This is a genomic window from Tritonibacter litoralis (assembly GCF_009496005.1).
Classification (GTDB): domain Bacteria; phylum Pseudomonadota; class Alphaproteobacteria; order Rhodobacterales; family Rhodobacteraceae; genus Epibacterium; species Epibacterium litoralis.
On the sequence record NZ_WIBF01000001.1, the window covers coordinates 528,095 to 547,015 of the forward strand.

Sequence of the window (18,921 nt, forward strand, 5' to 3'; positions counted from 1 at the left end):
CCATTTACAGTTCAACCACATCCACATTCTGGCCGCGCGCCACCAGCGCGATTTCACCGGCACACAGACGCAGCGCATCGGTGCCGAACACCTCATTGCGCCAGCCGCGCAGCGCAGGCACATCCCGTTGACCCGCGGCAATGGCATCCAGATCCGCGCTCGGCGCAATCAATTTGGCCGCGACACCTGCAGTTTCGGTCTTGGCCTTCAACAACACACGCAGCAGATCGGCCAAGGCCGGGTTGACCTGCAGCTTGTCCTTGCTGCGATCCGGCTGGGGCATCTTGTCAGATGGGCAATTCAACCCGCGCTGAATAGCCGCCAGGATCCCTTCAGCAATCGGACCTTTGCGGGCTTCGCGCAGCAAAAGGCGGGAGTTCCCAAGATCACCGGAGTTCTTGGGCTTGGTCGAGGCCAGCTCAACCAGCACGTCATCCTTGAAAACCCGGTTGCGCGGGACATTGTTGGTCTGCGCAAACTCTTCCCGGAATGCTGCCAGCTCTCGCACGATGGCCAGGAAACGGGCGGAATTGGTGCGGGTTTTGACCCGGCGCCAAGCGTCTTCGGGGCGAATGTCATAGGTCGCCGGATCTGTCAGCACCCGCAGCTCTTCCTCCAACCAATGGGCGCGGCCGCTTTTGTCCAGTTCAGCACTGAGGAATTCATAAATCACCCGCAGGTGGGTGACATCAGCAATCGCATAATTCTTCTGCGCATCGCTCAAAGGACGGCGCGACCAATCCGTGAAGCGCGAGCTTTTGTCGAGGCCCTCTTTGGCGATCTTGCGCACCAAAGTCTCATATCCCACTTGTTCGCCAAAACCGCAGACCATTGCGGCGACCTGCGTGTCAAACAAAGGCTGCGGGAAGACATTGGCGTCCACCCAAAAGATCTCCAGATCTTGCCGCGCGGCATGGAAGACTTTGACCACGGCTTCGTTGCGAAACAGATCATACAGCGGCTCCAGCGAAAGATTATCCGCCAGCGGGTCCACCAAAACCGCGTCGCTCTCACCATCGCCATCAAAGGCCAGCTGGATCAGGCACAGTTTTGAGTAATATGTCCGCTCTCGTAAAAACTCAGTATCCACGGTCACATAGGGATGGTTGGCGGCCTCTGTGCAGAACTGTTGAAGCTCTTCGGTCGTGGTGAGCGTTTTCATCAATCGTGGCTTTTCTTGTTACTCTTTTGTGTATTTGTCCGTGATACGCTCTTGGACAGCGCAATGCAAACAGGTGTGCCCCCTACTGTAATTTTCAATAAAAACTGAGGGGGTTAGGCGCGGAACATGGCACACGACATCAAAAATTTTGATGAATTCAAGTGCAAACATTCATTTTTAGAATGCCTCATAACTCCCTACCTTGGTTTCATCACCAAGTTGGAGAAACGATCATGTCTGTTTTCGAAATCACCACCGCCTCCCCTGCATTGGGACAACGCATTCGGTCGCTGATTCCACAAGCTGTGACCGTCGCAGGTCTGGCTGTTCTGGCGGCTGTTGCACTGCAAAATCCGCCCAGCCCGTCTGAGACCCAAGTCAAACTGGACTGGCACGGAAATTCCGCCTCGGTCTCAGCCGTGCGTTAAGGCAGCAGAACCGGTGTTTTGTCGCCCGCAGCAAAACGGCGCAGAACGGCTGGATAGAGTTTGTGCTCCTGTACCAACACGCGCGCCGCCAGATCATCGGGCGTGTCGCCGGTCTGAACCGGAACCCGCGCCTGACCCAAGATGGGGCCATCGTCCAGCAACGGAGTCACCTCGTGCACAGTGCAGCCATGTTCGCTGTCACCGGCCTCCAGTGCGCGGGCATGGGTGTGCAACCCTTTATACTTCGGCAAAAGCGAGGGGTGGATGTTCAACATCCGCCCTTCGAATTGGCCGACAAAATCAGCCGTCAGAACCCGCATAAACCCGGCCAGACACACAATGTCAGCACCGGAATCAATGATAGGCTTTATCAGCTCTGCCTCAAAAGCTGCGCGGTCGTCTTTGAACGGGCGGTGATCGACAGAGGCCGTCGCGATCCCCATTGCCGCCGCCTTGGCAAGTCCACCCGCATCCGCGCTGTTGGCCAGCACCAGACAGGGGCGCGCCGGGTGATCGCCGACCATGCTTTCCACCAGCGACACCATATTGGAGCCGCTGCCAGAAACCAGAATGGCAACTTTCTTGTGGTCGCTCACAGCAGGGAGCCTGTGTAGCGGATGCCTGCGCCTTCGGTCACTGTGCCGATGCGGGTCACAGTTTCGCCCTCACCTTGCAACACCTCAACCAGCGCATCGACGCGGTCTGCGGCAACAGACAGGATCATGCCCTGACCACAGTTAAAGGTTTTCAGCATTTCCGACTCGTCGATGCCGCCGGTTTTGGCCATCCATTTAAACACCGCAGGCAGCTCCCAGCTGCCGAGATCAATGTCTGCGCCCAAGTCTTCGGGCAGAACACGCGGCAGGTTTTCGGTCAGACCACCGCCTGTGATATGGGCCAGCGCGTGAACGCCCCCGGCCCGCACCGCCGCCAGACATTGTTTGACGTACAAACGTGTGGGCGTCAGCAGAACTTCACCTACGGTGCCGTCCCCAAACGGACATGCGTCATCCCAGGTGAGGCCCGAGACCTCCACCAGTTTACGCACCAGCGAATAGCCGTTGGAATGCACCCCATCTGAGGCCAGCGCCAGCAGAACGTCACCGGCCTGAACGCCCGCAGGCAATGCGGTGCCACGTTCCATGGCCCCGACCGAGAATCCGGCAAGGTCGAAATCACCCTCAGGATACATGCCCGGCATCTCAGCCGTCTCTCCACCGATCAACGCGCAATTGGAGCGCACGCAGCCCTCGGCAATGCCCTCGATGATCCGCGCAGCGGTTTCTGTTTCCAGCTTGCCGGTGGCAAAATAGTCGAGGAAGAACAGCGGCTCCGCCCCCTGACACACCAAGTCGTTCACACACATGGCAACCAGATCGATGCCAACGCCGTCAACCACACCGGTGTCGATTGCGATCCGCAGCTTGGTGCCTACGCCATCGGTGGCGGCCACCAGAACCGGATCTGTGTAGCCTGCGTCTTTCAGATCAAACAGCGCACCAAAACCACCCAGACCGCTCATAACACCGGAACGGTTGGTGCGTTTGGCTGCCGGTTTGATCCGGTCCACCAGGGCATTGCCCGCATCAATATCCACGCCTGCGTCTGCGTATGTGAGGCCGTTCTTGCCGCTGGTCATCTTTTGGCTCCTTTGCACTGGATGCGCTGCCTTTAACGCAAGCCGTGGCCAAAGGGAACACGCGATTGCGCCCATTTGCCCCTGTGTTTCGCTCCCAGGGGCCAGTAAACGAAAATGCCCTGCCCGCATACGCGGACAGGGCGAGTTTTTACGCATGTGTTTTTGTTTTTAGACCGCGAACTGCCAAGGAGCCGCAACGAAACCATAGGCTTCACCTTTGCGGATAACTTTACCCAGACCTGGGAATTCAATGTGGGCACCGGTGACCAGCATTTTGTCTGCGGACGCGCGGTCCAGCATCTTTTTGCGGGTTTCAACGGTCAGCGCCGGATCGGTGTCAAATGCAACGGTCCACTCAGGCAGAGCAAACTGCAGACCGGTCAGGTGGATCACATCACCCCACAGCAGCAGGGACTCGGTGCCACCGTCCAGCATGTAGCCAGAGTGACCAGGTGTGTGACCTGGCAGCGGCAAAGAGGTGAAGCCAGCGGCAACTTCAACTTCGCCGTCGAACTTCTTCAGACGGTTTGCATAAGGCGACGTGGTGTTGCGCGCCATTTCAAAGAACGGGCGGTTGCCTTCGGGAACAGATGCCATGATCGCGTCATCGTACCAGAAGCCATATTCTGTTGCAGAGACAACCAGCTCAGCGTTCGGGAAGACCGCGTTGCCGTCTGCGTCCACCAGGCCACCCGTGTGGTCGGGGTGCATGTGGGTCAACAGGATGGTCGAGATCTGCTCAGGCTTCACACCGGTTGCCGCCAGCGATGCCGCCAGGTTACCCAGGGTCGGGCCAAACAGGCCGGCTGCGCCTGCGTCCAGCAGGGTGTATTTGCCTGCTTTTTCGATCAGGTAGCCGCTGACCGGGATCGGCATACCTTGCTCGCCAAAACCAAACAGGGTGTCGGCCAGAACTTCGTCCGCTTTTGCTTGGTCAAAAGGAGAGATGATCTGGGATGCGATGGCGATGTGGCCATCCAGCAGCGCGGTCACAGTGGCGTCGCCCACGGTGAAAGAATGGGTCACACCGGTTTTGGCGGGTGCTGTTTCGGCGTGTGCAACGCGGGTCAGACCGCTGGTTGCAACGACAGGCGCTGCGAGAGTCGCGCCCAGAATCTGTCTGCGATTGATAGCCATGAAAGTGTCTCCAATAAGATTTGCGGTGTAATTTCCGCTGCACTTGCAAACTAGAGGCTAGTATTTTTTTCAGGTAGCCCCATATAGCTGATGACCCCCTATTAGAACTGCTTATAGGTAGCCCGCATGGACCGTCTTGGATTGCTGAAAACACTGATTACCGCTTTGGATGAGGGCAGCCTCAGCCGGGCAGCCCAGCGCCAGGGCATCTCACAATCTGCAGTCAGCCAGCAGATCCGCCAGTTGGAACAGAGCCTGGGCCACCAATTGTTGCTCCGAACCGCCTCGGGTGTCCATGCCACACGTGCGGGTGCGACAACAGCGCAACATGCCCGCCAATTGCTGATGGGATATGAGGCGCTCGAAGCCGATCTTGAAGCGCAATCCGATCGCTTGTCCGGCACCTATCGCATCAGCGTTGGCACGGTTCTGGGACGTACAATTTTTGGCCCCTTGCTGTTGGAGCTGATGCAAGAGTTTCCCGGCCTTGATATCGTCATGGGGTCAGATGACCGCTATGTGGATGTGGTCCGCGAAGGCTATGATCTGGCCATACGTGCGGGCAGCATGGGCGACGGCACCGGATTTGGCCGCAAGATCGCGCAACTGGAAACCGTTTTGGTTGCCAAGCCCGACTATCTGAACACACATGGTCGCCCGACCACTGCGGCCGAGCTAAACCGCCTGAAATTCATTCGCTACAACCTTGAAAACGAAAGCGAATTCATCAGACTCAAAACCAACAACCTATGGTCGGACACGCCGGTGAATGTGGGATTCACGGCCAGTGATCCGCAGCTCATCCTGCAAGCATTGGAGGGCGGCATGGGTTTTGCCAGGATCGTGCGGTTCCTGGTGGAAGATCGGCTTGCGGATGGTTCGCTGGAACTGGTTCTGCCAGAGGCGGAGCTGGAGCAAAAAGAGGTCTTTGCGGTCTACCCCTCCCGCAAAGGGTTCGACAAATGCCAACAGGCAATCATTGACCGCTTTCTCGCCATCGTCGCTGAACGCAGCAGCAACGCTCAGACCCCGGTAAAACGTCTCGAGCTAATCACCGCTTGACCTCCCCCGTCGCTTTGCCTAACCACAGGGCCATGGCGGGCCTGTAGCTCAACGGTTAGAGCAGAGCGCTCATAACGCTTTGGTTGCAGGTTCGAATCCTGCCGGGCCTACCATTTCTCCTGTCTGTCTTCTTGTGCGGCCAATACACTGCATCCAATACACGCCCAAATTTTTGTTGGCCAAGACAACACACCATAAGGCTGTTTTTAAGAGTCTTAGTTTACTTTTCTTACAGCCAAAAGATCGGCATCTTGTTTAGAAATCAGCGCCTCAGGGAGCGTGATCATGCCCATTGCGATTGTTATGCTGCCAGATCACCCCGTTCCGGCCATTTTGCACGAAGACAGCGACATTGATTTGGCAAACCGCGTTGGGCATTTGTCTGCGGCACCCCAACCCCTGCGTGAAGACGCCGCCCGGCTGTGGTTGCTGAGCTTGCCCGCACCATCCGGTTGGTTCAACAGCATCGGGGATGCACGAACCCATATCGAAGACTGGGTGAACGCACAGCATGAAGACGGCTCCTGAACATACCACGCAGCACTACCGCCCAATGACCAAATCGGCTTGCAAGCCACCCAGAGACTCGCTGGTGCCCAAGCGCAGCACGCCGCCATGGGCCCGTGCGACATCGGCCACAATGGCAAGCCCCAATCCAACACCGCTGCCCTTGTTCTGATTGCGTGACGGGTCCAACCGCGTAAACGGCCGCACGGCCTCGTTCCATTGCGATTGAGGAATGCCGGGCCCGTCATCTTCGACCCGAATCCGCAGGCTGTGGTCGGTCACCATGACGGACACGCGCGCCCGCGAGCCATATCGCACCGCGTTGGAAATAAGGTTTTCAATCGCGCGCCGCATGCCACCGGATTTGAGCGTGACAAGGCCCGACCCCACCATATCCCCCAGCATCACATCCTTGCCCTGGCGTTGCCAGTCGCCGACGATGGTTTCGGCCAAAGCATGCGCATCCACGTCTTCGGACGCGCTGGTGGCCACGCCGCGCGAAAAATCAAGGAAAGCATCCAACAAGGCCTGCATCTCATCGACATCGCGCAACATCGGTTCCGCGTCGTCCTCGTCCAGCATCGCAAGGCCAAGGCGCAAGCGCGTCAACGGGGTGCGCAGATCATGGCTGACCCCCGACAGGATCAAAGTGCGCTGTTCAATCTGACGTTCAATCCGCGCCCGCATGTTCACAAAAGCCGTGCCGGCCGCTTTGACTTCGGACGCGCCACGCGGCTGGTAGGGCACGCTCCGTCCCCGCCCAAACGCCAAGGCGGCTTCAGCCAGCTTTTTGATCGGACGCAGCTGATTGCGCATGTAAACAAATGAGATCACAGTCATCAGGAAACTGAACGCAACCAAGGTCAAAATCAGCTGATGTGGTGCGGCGGCGGTTACCCGTCTTTGATCGAACACCAATTTCATCGGACCCAAATGAGTGCCGATAACAATGGCTGCGATCTCGCTGTTGGGCATTTGAACGGCAAGCACTTGCGGTAAGTTGCTACGCAGAGTGTCGCGCACAACACGGCCAGAGAACTCTGTCCAATGCAGAATGTCGCGTTCAGCTGGTGCATCTGTTGGTAAGAAGCGCACATTAATTCGCAGCGGCTCCACATAGGGTTTCAGGGCTTGCAAAGCCTCTTCCTGACTATCGGCGCGGGCGACGACATCTTCCAAAAGGTCGATTTCCCGCATGATCGTATAGGTCATCTGCCCTGTGACATCGGTCAAATCCCGCCGCACAAAAGATGTGGACACCACAAGCTGCAACACAACCACCGGAAGCAGAAGGATCAACGCCGCACGACCATAAAGGCTGCGCGGGACATAATTCTTGAGCCCATTGCGTGCCATAAAGTATCCCTTTGTCATACTGCTCGGATCGGGGTTCTTTGCGCCTCTAACATAGTTAGCGCCATGGACAAAAGAAATGGCCGCAGTTTCAAGGAGACAACCGCGTTGGATTTGATCGAGACCTTCGAGTATCCGCCCGTTTACGGGCACGCCGTTCCGCTCACCCCTTTGGTGCGCTTGCTCCTGTGCCCCAATCCCTCCCCCATGACTTTTCATGGTACCAACACCTATGTTGTTGGCACCCAGGATTTGGCAATTATTGATCCAGGCCCCGAGGACGCCAATCATCTGAGCGCGATTTTGTCATCGTTGATGCCGGGTCAAAAAATCACTCATATTATCGTCACTCACAGCCACAAAGATCACAGCCCGCTGGCTAAAGAGCTAAGCGCAAGGACACGGGCCCCGATCTACGCCTTTGGTGACGCTACTTCTGGCCGTAGCCCGGTTATGAAACATCTGGCGCAAAATGGCCTTGCAGGCGGAGGCGAAGGCATCGACCACGGGTTTCAACCAGATCATGTGGTGGCAGATGGCGATTGTATCGCTGGCAGTGACTGGAGTTTGGATGTCCTTCACACCCCTGGCCATCTGGGCAACCACATTAGCCTCGCCTTGGGCTCGTTGTGCTTCACTGGCGATCATGTGATGGGCTGGTCCAGTTCGCTGGTGTCGCCGCCTGATGGCGATTTGACGGATTTCATGGCGTCTTGTGCGCTGTTGTTGAACCGGACCTGGGACGCGTTTCTACCAGGCCACGGTGCACCCGTTTTATCCCCTAATACCCGCCTACAAGAGCTTGTCGCGCACCGTCGCGCCCGGGAGGCCGCGATATTGGACCAGCTTGCCCTTGGCGCTGCAACTGTAGCGGAACTCACTGCTGCAATTTACGTCGAAACCCCAACCCATCTTCTGCCCGCGGCAGAGCGCAATGTTTTCGCCCATCTCATTGACTTGCATCAGCAAAAGCAGGTTCGCAGCACAAGTGAACTGTCCTCAGAAAGCCGTTTTGAACGCCGAGAGTAATTTTTCTCAAAATTTTCACATTTTTCGCAAGAACCCTCTGGACGCCCTGTTCCAGCATGGGTATACGGCACGGACCGTTCCGGCGTAGCTCAGCGGTAGAGCAGTTGACTGTTAATCAATTGGTCGTAGGTTCGATCCCTACCGCCGGAGCCATAATAAGCCCTTAAGTCTCAATGACTTGAGGGCTTATTTGTTTTTTACATTATCTTTCGTTGGCTAAGCTGCACGTCGGGATGCATTAAAATGGCCGTGGCCAAACATCGGAGACGCCGAAGCCACACACGCGCAAAAGCGCGCGATTACTCCGCCGCAATTTGGCGCAATTCGGAGGTCAAGATACCCTCAGATTCCTGCCAGACCTCGCCAAACTGATCGCAGGCAGGTGGCCGATCTTCAGCACCGATTTCGATTTCTTGCAAACAACGGCGCAGACTCGCTAGGCCCAATACCGCTGCTGACCCTGCAAGCCTATGGGATTCAGTCCGTAGTTCTCTCGAAATGTCTCCGCCTTTGGACAGCTCTGCCGCAAACAGGGCGATTTCATCTAGGAATCGGATCAGAAACTCCTGCGCCTTTTCCGCCCCCAAGGCTTCAAAAAACTGGGCGATATCCGAGCCCAATTCCTCTTCGCTTTCCCCAGTTCCAGGCCGTAATGCGCGGCGTCCGATCACCTCGACCAGCTGGCGTTTGTTGACCGGCTTGGTCAGGATCTCAGCAAAACCAGCGGCCAGAATGCGCGCATGATCTTTTGACGCAGCATGCGCCGTGAGCGCCACAACATCTGTTTGTGGCGCCAAGTTGCGCGCCCGGATCCGCCGGATCGCTTCGATTCCGTCGACTTCTGGCATGCTGATGTCCATCAGAATCAAATCAAAATGGTTCTTAGCAACCAAAGCAACGGCTTCCGCCCCTCCAGAGGCAGCCGTTACATTGTGTCCCATCAACTCCAACATCTTCTGGAGCAGCTCGCGGTTTACGTCATTGTCTTCCACAACCAGCAAGCGCGCGGAGCGGCGGTCGACCTCGGACCGGCTCATGACACCAGACGTGGAATTGTCGACAACCGGCAAAGGCGTACGAATGATAAAGGTGCTGCCCTCCCCAACCTCGCTTTCGCAAGTGATCTCTCCACCCATCGCCGCCACCATCCGGCGCGTGATCGCAAGGCCAAGACCGGTCCCCTCGCTCATGCGGCCATAGCTGGAATCAAGCGTTACGAAATCCTCGAAGATGCGTTCCAGATGTTCCGGCGCAATGCCCTTGCCGGTGTCAGCGACCTGGAATTCCACCATGTCGCCATCATGGTCACGGCTGATTTCAACCATAACCGCTCCATTGCGCGTGAATTTCAGCGCATTGCCCACCAGGTTCAACAGGGTTTGCTGGATCGCACGCGGCATGCCTTTTACAAACCGGGAGCCACCAAGGTTGCAATAGACTGAGAGATCATTCCCCGTGGTCTGTGCAGTCGCTTGCTGACTGGCGACCAAACCTTCGACCAAATCGACCAGGTCAAACGAGGTCTCCTCTTCCGGGGCGACATCCGCTTCCAGCCGCGAAAGCTCCAAAACATCGTTGACATGTTGCAGCAGCAGCTCGCCCGACACCCGCATGGCTCGCAGATACTTGCGCTGGGTGGCCGTGGGCTGCTCGCTCTCCATAATCTCGATCGCGCCCAATACACCCGTCAACGGCGTACGCATCTCGTGGCTCATGACGGTCAGAAGATTGGCTTTGGCCCGCTCCCCCGCCAATGCATCGTCCCGCGCGGCGCGCAGCTCCGCCTCGGCCGCGTAGCGATCTGAAATATCGCGCAAATAGCTGACAAACACGGTGTCATCATCCGTCACCGTTGGGGTGATGGACAATTCAACCGGGAAGACTTCGCCAGATTTGCGCATCCCTTCCAGTTCGATCCGCCCATTTGTGGCAACGGTGGATTTCCCGGTTTTTAAAAACCGGGCTAGCCCTTTTCGATGGGCGTCACGATGGTGGGTCGGCACAATCAACTGGGCCATATCCGAGCCCAGCGCTTCGTCGCGTTTGTAACCAAACACAGTTTGGGCTGCGCCATTATACTCCACGATCTGACCCTGGCTGTTCATCACCAGGATGGCATCCAACGACGAGGACACCATGGCCTTCATCCGCGCAGCACTGCGGGCCCGTGCCGCAGCAAGGCTGCGAACCCGGCGATACAGCACCGCCAGCAGCAATGCGGTCAAACCCAAAGCGGAGACCAGAACGAACACAACAGAAGCCAGTTGCGACAGCAGCCGATGCAGGTCCAGGCGTTTTTGCTTGTTCTCTTCGGAATAGACATTCAGGCCCGCAATGGCGAGCGCGCGAATATCCTCCCGGTTTTCAAATACTTGCGCGCGGAACGCATCCATCTTTTGCAGGAACTCTGCATCGCTGGAATCAACAAAAGCCGCAAGCTCATCCAAACGTTCCTGAACATGCATGAGCAGTTCATTCGCTGTTTTATCCGCACGCAATGGGACAAACACCGAGCTTTCGCGCACAGTTGTGATGCGGCTGTAGAACACATCAAAAGCCCGGCGCAGGTCCCGCAGGTCTTCTTCTTGCTGGGTGGCCAGTGCACGGTTTTCGACCTTGAGGTATTCCACCTCGATTTGGGTGAGGTTCCAACGCAGGTTGTCGGTCTGCGCCGTCGATAATTCCTGAAGGCGGGTCAGAATCTTGCTGCCAAGCCATATCGACTCTCCAAACAGCAAGAGCAGAATAACAATGCCAAATGCCGCAACGCCACGACGGAACCGCCGCAATTTCCGCTCTTGCTGACTGTACATGCCCGCCCCCTAGGTTCAGTTTTTCACGACCAGTTTTTCCAGCTGCCAGATGCTGCGGGAATAGATCGCTTCGGTGCGGTAGTCGGCGCTGCTGTCATAGGGGTAGACAATCCACAGCGGGCCTTTGTTGCGGATGCTCATCTGGCTCCCATTGCGTTCAAAGGCGATTATGGGGCCATTTTCGACGGCATCGCTCACCGGGATTTTCACCGAATAGGCGTTGATCGCCACGGCCTCAATCTCTTCCCCGGTCAAGTCCAGCTCAGAAACCAGCGCGGCCAGCGGCACACCGGTGAAGGTCTGCATGCCTTCGGTCCAGATGGTCTCCGTTTCAAACGAGGACACAGGCAGCGCGCGCAGCTGGTCCATCGTATAGCTTTGTGTTGTGGTCACCCCGCTATCGGCCGCAAGGATTTCAACCGTCAGAACCGGCTCTTCTCCAGCGAGGGTCGCTGTGCTTAGTGCAATCACGGCCATCAGCGTTGCTGCAACCGTTGTGATGATACCCTTCATCAAAATACTCCTTCTCAGACACATCCAAGGGTTTGACCGCACTATTGCATAGGGATTGTCCCGCCGCATTGGCCCGCCCGGATAGTGGAGTATTCTTTCGTATATTACTTTCAAACATCTGAATAATACGCCCTAGCCATCGTAGTGGCAGCGTAAAAAGTCATTTCAAACTAATCTTAAGTGCATAAAGTTACATATTTTGGAGTCTTCTATGTCAGCATATGCCACACAATCTTTGGGCGAAATTCAGGATTTGGAAAGAATTCCGCCTATATATTCGGAGACCAGTAACACGAGTAGGGTGTCGCAACTGATGCGAATTTTGATTGCAGACGACCATGACATGGTGCGTGAAACGATTTCTGCCTATCTGACATCCGAAGGCGGGGCGGAAGTCACGACAGCAATTGACCTGCAATCCGCCTTGGTCGAGCTGGAAGGCAGTGGCCCTTTTGATCTGGTGCTGCTGGACTACAATATGCCCGGTATGATGGGGCTGGATGGTTTGTCCCGCGCCCTCGCCGCAAATGGCGGTAAAGGGGTTGGCATTTTGTCAGGAACCGCACCACCACGCACGGCTCAGGACGCGCTGGACGCCGGTGCCATTGGCTTTATTCCCAAAACAATGGGTGCCAAGTCGCTGCTAAACGCCGTCCGCTTCATGAGCGCTGGTGAAATCTATATGCCGGTTGAACTGATGCGCGAGCAAGCCAACAGCGATACGCACCCGCTGGCTCAAAAGCTCAGCCCGCGTGAGTTGGAAGTCCTGGGTGGACTCAGCCGGGGTCTGTCGAACAAGGAAATTGCGCGCGAACTGGACCTGCAGGAAGTGACGATCAAGCTGCATGTGCGTACCCTGTGCCGCAAACTGGAAGCCAAGAACCGCACCCAGGCCGCGCTGATCGCAAAAGAAGCCGGTTTGTTCTGACCCCCCAGAGCGTATAACGCCAGAAAGGCCTAAGGTTTTATTGGCACCTGAAAAACAAACGGGATGACATTGCCAAGACAACGGCATATGTTCCCGTTATGTCCAGCCCCATTTCCTCCATCCGCAACCTTGGGCCCGCGTTTGAGCAATCCTGCCACAAAGCGGGTATTCTGACCGCGGAAGAGCTGCGCGCAATGGGACCGGATGAGGCCTATGCCAGATTGCTGCGCGCGGGCACGAAACCGCATTTCATCGGCTATTATGTTCTGGTGATGGGACTGCAGGGGCGTCCGTGGAACGACTGCAAAGGCGATGAGAAAAAAGCCCTGCGCCAAAGATTTGATGCGATCAAGGCGGAAGCCTTTGACAAAAACCTATCCGAATTTGAACGGATCCTGGATAGCATCGGCGTGATTGAGAAACGCAGATAACCCATTGAAAGACATAAAAAGACCGCCCTGACTAATCAGAGCGGTCCCATTTGCAACACGTGCAAAACCGGTGGCTTAACCAACCAGTTCGATACCTGCAAAGAAGTATGCGATCTCAACCGCTGCGGTTTCCGGTGCGTCAGAACCGTGAACCGAGTTTTCGCCGATGGATTCAGCAAATTCCGCGCGGATGGTGCCTGCATCGGCTTCGGCCGGGTTGGTTGCGCCCATGACTTCGCGGTTTTTCGCGATGGCGTTTTCGCCTTCCAGAACCTGAACGATCACCGGCTCAGAGGACATGAATTCGCACAGTTCGTCATAGAACGGACGCTCAGCGTGCACTTCGTAGAATTTACCCGCTTGTGCTTTGGTCATGTGGATACGCTTTTGCGCAACGATACGCAGGCCCGCTTCTTCGAACTTGGCGTTGATTTTGCCGGTCAGGTTGCGGCGGGTTGCATCGGGCTTGATGATCGAGAAGGTGCGTTCCAGTGCCATTGTGGCTCTCCTTAACTGGTGTGCAGGGCCATCCCCACACGAAAAAACATCGCGCGCCGGGTAACATGCCGCAGCCCCTATGGGAAGAGGCTTCGTGCCCTGCGCGCGCGGGTTCTGGCACAGCTTGTGCAAATTGATCAAAAGGCGGCGCATACGAATTGACAGGGCCCGGCCCCTGCGCCACACCGCATGCATGCTAAAGATCCAGGACATCACCTTTTCCATCGACGGGCGCACTTTGATTGAAGGGGCCTCAGCCAATATTCCGATCGGTCACAAAATCGGCGTGGTCGGCCGCAATGGCACCGGTAAATCCACGCTGTTTCGTCTGATCCGGGGCGAGCTGACGTTGGAAGGCGGTGCCATCGAGCTGCCAAACCGGGCGAAAATCGGCGGCGTGGCGCAGGAGGTTCCGTCAAACGAAGTGTCGCTGATCAACACGGTTTTGGCGGCAGACACGGAACGCGCGTCCCTGTTGGCCGAAGAAACAGACGATCCTGCACGGATTGCCGAAATTCAGACACGTCTTGCCGACATCGATGCCTGGTCGGCCGAGGGGCGCGCGTCCTCGATCCTCAAAGGGCTTGGCTTTGACGATGAAGATCAGCGCCGCCCCTGTTCGGATTTCTCCGGCGGTTGGCGGATGCGGGTTGCTCTGGCGGCGGTCTTGTTTGCCGAACCAGATTTGCTGCTGCTCGACGAACCCACCAACTATTTGGATCTGGAAGGCGCGCTGTGGCTGGAAAGCTATCTGGCGAAATACCCGCACACGGTTCTGATTGTCAGCCACGACCGCGGCCTTTTGAACCGGGCTGTGAACGGCATCCTGCATTTGGAAGACAAGAAACTGACGCTGTATCAGGGCAATTACGACACTTTTGCCGAAACACGCGCGGCCCGCATTGCAGCCGCGCTGTCCGAGGCTAAGAAACAAGATACGCGTCGCGCCCATTTGCAAAGCTATGTGGATCGGTTCCGGGCCAAGGCGACCAAGGCGAAACAGGCACAGGCGCGTCTGAAAATGATCGCCAAGATGAAGCCGATCACCACCCCGCAAGAGGCCGCGTTGCGCGCCTTTTCCTTCCCCGAGCCCGAGGAAATGTCGCCCCCGATCATCCATTTGGAAGGTGGCGTAACTGGTTATGGAGAAACGGAAATCCTGCGCCGCATGAATTTGCGCATTGATCAGGACGACCGGATCGCGCTGTTGGGGAAAAATGGTCAGGGCAAATCCACCCTGTCGAAACTCCTGGCCGAACGTTTGCCCCTGATGGCGGGAAAGCTCACAAAATCCAGCAAGCTGCGGGTGGGTTTCTTTGCCCAGCATCAGGTGGATGAGCTTTATGTGGATGAAACCCCGGTGGAACACCTGCGTCGCCTGCGCCCTGAGGAAGGACCCGCAAAATGGCGCACCCGTCTGGCGGGGTTTGGCCTGGGCGCGGAACAGGCCGAGGTTCAGGTGGGGCGATTGTCAGGGGGGCAAAAGGCGCGTCTGTCTTTACTGCTGGCCACTTTGGATGCGCCGCATATGCTGATCCTGGATGAGCCGACCAACCACCTGGATATCGAAAGCCGCGAAGCGCTGGTTGAGGCGCTTACCGCCTATTCCGGCGCGGTCATTCTGGTAAGCCATGACATGCACCTGCTGTCGCTGGTGGCCGACCGTCTGTGGCTGGTCTCTGACGGCACAGTGAAACCCTATGACGGGGATCTGGACAGTTATCGCGATTTTCTGCTGGCCCAGAACAAACCCGCCGCCAAAGCGGACTACCCAAAGGCGGCCAAGCCCAAACGGGCCAGCCGGGACGCGGTTCTTACGCTGCGATCAGAGGTGCGAAAATGCGAAGCACGGGTCGAGAAACTGACTGAAATGCAGGAAAAGCTGGACGTGAAACTGGCAGATCCGACGCTTTATGAAAGTGGCAACACGGCCGACATGGAAGTCTGGCAGAAGAAACACGCCGAATGTGTCGAAGCGCTGGGACGGGCCGAAGCACTTTGGATGGAAGCGCTGGAAAAACTGGAGGAGGTCGAAGCACAATGATCGACAGCGGGTTTTTTATCACCTCTTTTGTGGCCCTTTTTGTTATCATCGACCCGATTGGGTTGACCCCGATCTTTATCGCGCTGACCCAGGGTTTGCCCACGAAACAACAGCGTCGGATTGCCCTGCGTGCCATTGCAGTTGCGGGTGGGCTGTTGGCCGTCTTTGCGGTTTTGGGCGAAGCCGTGTTGGAATTCATCGGCATTTCCATGCCTGCCTTCCGCGTGGCCGGTGGCATTTTATTGTTCCTGACCGCGCTCGACATGTTGTTTGAACGCCGCACCAAACGGCGCGAGGAACGCAGCCAGCCTGAAGAGGAAGAAGAGGATATTGAAGATCCATCCGTCTTCCCAATGGCGATACCGCTGATCGCGGGCCCTGGATCGATTACGACTGTGATCCTTCTGACCGGCGAACATTCGGGTTTTGTCGGCTTTGCTGCCACCATGGGCGTTGTGGCCGCCGTCTTGTTGATCCTCTTGGGCCTCTGTTTCTCGGCAGGCGCACTGGCGCAGGCGCTGGGAAAGACCGGCGTCACCGTCGTAACCCGCCTTTTGGGTATGCTGCTGGCGGCGCTTGCGGTGCAATTCGTGCTGGACGGGCTGCGTGATTTTGGCCTGATGGGATCGTAAAGAGGCCCTTGACCTCCTATCTTGAACCGTAAGGGGGAGCTTTATGCCGTCGTTTGATATCGCCCATCTGATCTATTTGGTTGTTCTGCTGATTGCGGTTTTGTTCTGGTTTGTCGCTCAAAATCGGCAATCCATGAACCAAACACTGCAACAGGTTGTTATCTGGGTCTTTATCTTTATTGGCGTGATCGCTGGCTATGGTCTGTGGGAGGACATTCGCGGTGATTTGGTGCCCCAGCAGAGCCTGCATGCCGATGGCGACAGCTTGATGCTGCCCCGTGCGCGGGATGGGCATTATTACCTGACCGCAGAAGTAGATGGGGTGCCGGTTCAGTTCTTGGTAGACACCGGCGCATCGCAGGTTGTTCTGTCTTTGGAGGACGCCGCGCGCATTGGGTATCCGGCCGATGAGCTGGTCTTTCACGGGCGTGCCAGCACCGCCAACGGTGAGGTACGCACCGCGATGGTGCGGCTGGATGAATTTGTAGTCGACGGGTTTCACGATAAAAACGTGCGCGCCTGGGTCAACGAAGGTGCGCTGGAGCAGTCCTTGTTGGGCATGAGCTATCTGCAACGATGGTCCCGCATCGAAATTCGCGACAATGCGCTGGTGCTGACCCGATAATCGCTCAGCTTTCCGCCTTTTTCTCCCAACGGCCGCTTTCTTCGGACCAATATTGCGCGCTGCAGCCCTCTCCGGTCAGGGCTTTCCATTGCATGCGCGCACGCTGCACGGCGTCAGGATCATTGCCATCAAAGAGAATGCACACCCGTTCCAGCTGGGCGACCTCGGCCGCGCTCACCTCAGCCCCATGGATGGCCATCACACAGGCCGGGTTATTGGCGGCCTGTGGCGTTGTTGTCAGCAAAATGGGTTGCAATGCATCATGTGGGCCGCCTGCCAGCCCATGCGCCAGAAAGCTGTCATCAGCCCCCAGCCACAGGCGATCATCTAGCCACGCCATGCGATCGGGTTCGACCCCGCGCACAGCGACCCGCCAGCCCGCCCCACGCGCCTTGTCGAGAAGGACCGGCAAGGTCTCTTCTAGTGGGCGGCGAGTCAGGTGATAGAAATAGGCGGCCCCCATATGGATCACTCCACCTCGTAGTGGTCCTGCACCAGACGGCTCAGCGCCAGAACACCCCAGCCGGTTGCGCCCTTGGGGGCAAAATCAGTGCCCGATGCCACATGTGCAACACCTGCGATATCCAGATGGATCCACGGCACGTCGTCCTTGATAAACCGTTGCAGGAACTGCGCTGCGGTGATCGAGCCTGCTGGCCGCCCGCCGATGTTCTTCATATCCGCAATCGGGGATTTCAGTTTCTTGTCATAGGCTGCGCCCAACGGCATGCGCCATGCGCCCTCGCCCTCGGCCATGGCGGCCGACAGGAAATTGTTGCAGATCGTATCATCATTGGAGAAGACGCCCGCGTTCTCATGGCCAAGGCCGATGATGATTGCACCGGTTAGGGTCGCCAGATCAATCACACCCGCCGGTTCAAACCGCTCCTGCGCGTACCACAGCACATCACACAGAACCAAACGACCTTCGGCGTCAGTATTGATGATCTCAACCGTGTCGCCCTTCATGGATTTGACCACATCGCCAGGCCGCGTCGCACTGCCGGAGGGCATGTTCTCTACCAGGCCAACCAGACCCACCACATTGGCCTTGGCCTTGCGCAGCGCCAATGACCGCATTGTGCCCGCAACCGTGCCAGCGCCGCCCATATCCATGGTCATGTCTTCCATGCCACCTGCTGGTTTCAGAGAGATGCCGCCCGTGTCAAACACAACCCCTTTGCCAACCAATGCCAGCGGCGCGTCCCCTTCGGCGCCGCCGTTCCACTGCATCACAACCACTTTGGATGGGCTGTCAGAGCCCTGACCGACGGACAAAAGCGTCCGCATGCCCAATTCTTCCAACTGCTCCTCTTCGAGCACCTCAACCTTTAGTCCCAGCGCTTCCATCTCAACCAAACGATCGGCGAATTCGGTGGTAGTCAGAACATTTGCAGGCTCGCTCACCAGGTCGCGGGTCATGTGAACGCCATCGGCCAAGGCCAATGTGGTGGCAATTGGTGCCTCCAGTTCATCGACTTTTTTATGGGCGATCACCAGCTCTGGCAAAGCGCCAGAGGTTTCAGATTTATGCGCATCAAATGCATAGGAGCGCAGCGCAAAGCCCAGCGCCAGCTCCTCGGCCTTGGCCAAAGATCCGGCCATCAGGGTCACCACATCATTGCCTGTCCGCGCCGCAAGTTTCGCCCCAACACCGCGCAGCTGCGCTTGGGTGGGTTTCTTGGGCAGAACCACCACATCCAGCGCCTTGACCGCAAGACCCGCAGGCCAGGCCAAGGTGAGCACATCGCCCGCTTTGGTTTTTTGCAAACCGTCCCCCTCGACCATCCGGGCCAAAGCCCCTTTGCAAAGGCGATTGGTGGAACGTGCACCGGGATCCAGATCGCCTTCGGGTGACACGATGACGGCCAGACGACCGGTGATGTCTCCGATGGTTTTGATATCAAATTCTACAAGGCGGACTTTGGCGGATTGGCTCATGAAACTTCCCTTTGGACCTATTCTTTTCCCACTGGTAGCGCGGCGTGCAAGCGGTGACTAGGCAAAACCGAAACCAACACGGTGCAACACCCGATCCTTGGAAGAATTTTGCGTCCAAGGTCGCACAGGCGGCAATTGACGCAAGCATTGAAATTGCAGTTTTCCCCGCTGTTTAAATG

The 18,921-nt window shown here is 57.0% G+C and carries 19 protein-coding genes and 2 tRNA genes; 11 read left to right on the forward strand and 10 right to left on the reverse strand.

The window, feature by feature from the left end:
* Window positions 1-4: 4 nt before the first annotated feature.
* Window positions 5-1,162 carry a ribonuclease D gene (gene rnd / locus GFB49_RS02535; RefSeq protein WP_153214215.1) on the reverse strand — a complete coding sequence of 386 codons (1,158 nt, stop codon included), beginning with the start codon at window positions 1,160-1,162 and terminating at the stop codon, window positions 5-7.
* A gap of 233 nt (window positions 1,163-1,395) precedes the next feature.
* Here rnd and GFB49_RS02540 point away from each other — a divergent pair, with 233 nt between their 5' ends.
* A complete protein-coding gene (locus GFB49_RS02540) occupies window positions 1,396-1,590 on the forward strand; it encodes a hypothetical protein (protein ID WP_153214216.1) in 195 nt (64 codons plus the stop codon).
* Here the strand turns inward: GFB49_RS02540 and purN are convergent.
* The 3 genes from purN to GFB49_RS02555 form a co-directional block, all read right to left on the reverse strand.
* Entirely contained in the window at window positions 1,587-2,186 is a 600-nt protein-coding gene (purN, locus tag GFB49_RS02545) for a phosphoribosylglycinamide formyltransferase (RefSeq protein ID WP_343032444.1), read from the reverse strand. The genes GFB49_RS02540 and purN overlap by 4 nt on opposite strands.
* Complete coding sequence (gene purM, locus GFB49_RS02550; protein ID WP_153214217.1) at window positions 2,183-3,229, reverse strand: phosphoribosylformylglycinamidine cyclo-ligase; 1,047 nt, start codon at window positions 3,227-3,229, stop codon at window positions 2,183-2,185. The genes purN and purM overlap by 4 nt, the downstream gene beginning before the upstream one ends.
* 168 nt (window positions 3,230-3,397) lie before the next feature.
* Entirely contained in the window at window positions 3,398-4,366 is a 969-nt protein-coding gene (locus GFB49_RS02555; RefSeq protein WP_153214218.1) for an MBL fold metallo-hydrolase, read from the reverse strand.
* A gap of 126 nt (window positions 4,367-4,492) precedes the next feature.
* On the opposite strand from GFB49_RS02555, the gene GFB49_RS02560 reads away from it, so the two are divergent.
* The 3 genes from GFB49_RS02560 to GFB49_RS02570 all read left to right on the forward strand — a co-directional run bounded on the left by GFB49_RS02560 (window position 4,493) and on the right by GFB49_RS02570 (window position 5,956).
* Complete coding sequence (locus GFB49_RS02560; RefSeq protein WP_153214219.1) at window positions 4,493-5,428, forward strand: LysR substrate-binding domain-containing protein; 936 nt, start codon at window positions 4,493-4,495, stop codon at window positions 5,426-5,428.
* Window positions 5,429-5,465: 37 nt separating this feature from the next.
* Window positions 5,466-5,541 (forward strand) — tRNA-Ile (locus GFB49_RS02565).
* A 172-nt stretch (window positions 5,542-5,713) separates the two neighbouring features.
* Window positions 5,714-5,956 carry a hypothetical protein gene (locus tag GFB49_RS02570; RefSeq protein WP_153214220.1) on the forward strand — a complete coding sequence of 81 codons (243 nt, stop codon included), beginning with the start codon at window positions 5,714-5,716 and terminating at the stop codon, window positions 5,954-5,956.
* Between the two features lie 15 nt (window positions 5,957-5,971).
* On the opposite strand, the gene GFB49_RS02575 is transcribed toward GFB49_RS02570, so the two are convergent.
* Complete coding sequence (locus GFB49_RS02575) at window positions 5,972-7,291, reverse strand: ATP-binding protein (protein ID WP_153214221.1); 1,320 nt, start codon at window positions 7,289-7,291, stop codon at window positions 5,972-5,974.
* Between the two features lie 63 nt (window positions 7,292-7,354).
* Between GFB49_RS02575 and GFB49_RS02580 the strand changes: the two genes are divergently transcribed.
* Window positions 7,355-8,317, forward strand: coding sequence for an MBL fold metallo-hydrolase (locus GFB49_RS02580; protein ID WP_153214222.1), 963 nt, complete (start codon window positions 7,355-7,357; stop codon window positions 8,315-8,317).
* Between the two features lie 78 nt (window positions 8,318-8,395).
* A tRNA-Asn gene (locus GFB49_RS02585) sits at window positions 8,396-8,470 on the forward strand.
* 146 nt (window positions 8,471-8,616) lie between these two features.
* Here the strand turns inward: GFB49_RS02585 and GFB49_RS02590 are convergent.
* Both GFB49_RS02590 and GFB49_RS02595 read right to left on the reverse strand, forming a co-directional pair.
* Window positions 8,617-11,130, reverse strand: coding sequence for a hybrid sensor histidine kinase/response regulator (locus GFB49_RS02590; RefSeq protein ID WP_153214223.1), 2,514 nt, complete (start codon window positions 11,128-11,130; stop codon window positions 8,617-8,619).
* A 15-nt stretch (window positions 11,131-11,145) separates the two neighbouring features.
* On the reverse strand, window positions 11,146-11,643 hold the full coding sequence (locus GFB49_RS02595) for a putative pterin-binding protein (protein ID WP_153214224.1): 498 nt from the start codon (window positions 11,641-11,643) through the stop codon (window positions 11,146-11,148).
* 313 nt (window positions 11,644-11,956) lie between these two features.
* On the opposite strand from GFB49_RS02595, the gene GFB49_RS02600 reads away from it, so the two are divergent.
* Window positions 11,957-12,571 carry a response regulator transcription factor gene (locus tag GFB49_RS02600; RefSeq protein ID WP_153214225.1) on the forward strand — a complete coding sequence of 205 codons (615 nt, stop codon included), beginning with the start codon at window positions 11,957-11,959 and terminating at the stop codon, window positions 12,569-12,571.
* A 98-nt stretch (window positions 12,572-12,669) separates the two neighbouring features.
* Window positions 12,670-13,002, forward strand: coding sequence for a TfoX/Sxy family protein (locus GFB49_RS02605; RefSeq protein WP_153214226.1), 333 nt, complete (start codon window positions 12,670-12,672; stop codon window positions 13,000-13,002).
* Between the two features lie 75 nt (window positions 13,003-13,077).
* Here the strand turns inward: GFB49_RS02605 and ndk are convergent, their stop codons facing one another.
* Window positions 13,078-13,500: a nucleoside-diphosphate kinase gene (gene ndk, locus GFB49_RS02610; RefSeq protein ID WP_153214227.1), complete on the reverse strand. Its 423-nt coding sequence runs from the start codon at window positions 13,498-13,500 to the stop codon at window positions 13,078-13,080.
* Window positions 13,501-13,693: 193 nt separating this feature from the next.
* Between ndk and GFB49_RS02615 the strand changes: the two genes are divergently transcribed.
* From GFB49_RS02615 to GFB49_RS02625, 3 genes are read left to right on the forward strand one after another with little or no spacing between them, the layout of a single operon-like run.
* Complete coding sequence (locus tag GFB49_RS02615) at window positions 13,694-15,544, forward strand: ABC-F family ATP-binding cassette domain-containing protein (RefSeq protein WP_153214228.1); 1,851 nt, start codon at window positions 13,694-13,696, stop codon at window positions 15,542-15,544.
* A complete protein-coding gene (locus GFB49_RS02620; RefSeq protein ID WP_153214229.1) occupies window positions 15,541-16,176 on the forward strand; it encodes a MarC family protein in 636 nt (211 codons plus the stop codon). Before GFB49_RS02615 ends, GFB49_RS02620 begins: the two co-directional genes overlap by 4 nt.
* Before the next feature lie 43 nt (window positions 16,177-16,219).
* The gene (locus GFB49_RS02625) at window positions 16,220-16,801 is read left to right on the forward strand and encodes a retropepsin-like aspartic protease family protein (RefSeq protein WP_153214230.1); all 582 of its coding nucleotides are present in this window, start codon (window positions 16,220-16,222) and stop codon (window positions 16,799-16,801) included.
* Between the two features lie 4 nt (window positions 16,802-16,805).
* On the opposite strand, the gene GFB49_RS02630 is transcribed toward GFB49_RS02625, so the two are convergent.
* Together GFB49_RS02630 and GFB49_RS02635 are read right to left on the reverse strand one after the other, a co-directional pair.
* Window positions 16,806-17,264 carry a DNA polymerase III subunit chi gene (locus GFB49_RS02630; protein ID WP_153214231.1) on the reverse strand — a complete coding sequence of 153 codons (459 nt, stop codon included), beginning with the start codon at window positions 17,262-17,264 and terminating at the stop codon, window positions 16,806-16,808.
* Between the two features lie 5 nt (window positions 17,265-17,269).
* Window positions 17,270-18,742, reverse strand: coding sequence for a leucyl aminopeptidase (locus GFB49_RS02635; protein ID WP_153214232.1), 1,473 nt, complete (start codon window positions 18,740-18,742; stop codon window positions 17,270-17,272).
* Window positions 18,743-18,921 lie beyond the last annotated feature (179 nt).